General features: G+C 67.5%; 1 pseudogene. It reads right to left on the minus strand.

Annotation, left to right across the window (positions count from 1 at the left end):
• Window positions 1-283: pseudogene (locus LZP69_RS16305) on the minus strand (acyl-ACP--UDP-N-acetylglucosamine O-acyltransferase); the annotation flags it as partial.

The raw sequence follows: 283 nt of genomic DNA on the forward strand, positions 1-283 counted from the left end.
CGCGTCGCTTGTGGCCTTCCGAGTTCACGCTGTGCGCGGCGGCCGGCTGGCCCACCGTCATGACGTAGGGAGGAACGTCGCGCGTGACGGCGGCATTATTCGCGATGAACGCGTGAGCGCCCACCTTGCAGAACTGGTGGATCGCCGACAGGCCTCCCATGATCACCCAGTCGCCGAGGTGCACGTGGCCGCCCAGCGTGGCGTTGTTCGCCAGCACGCACTGGTTGCCGACCTGGCAGTCGTGGGCGACGTGCGCGTAGGCCATGAACAGGTTGTCGCTGCC

Origin of the sequence: Shewanella sp. AS1 (genome assembly GCF_021412565.1) — a bacterium.
GTDB lineage: Bacteria > Pseudomonadota > Gammaproteobacteria > Enterobacterales > Shewanellaceae > Shewanella.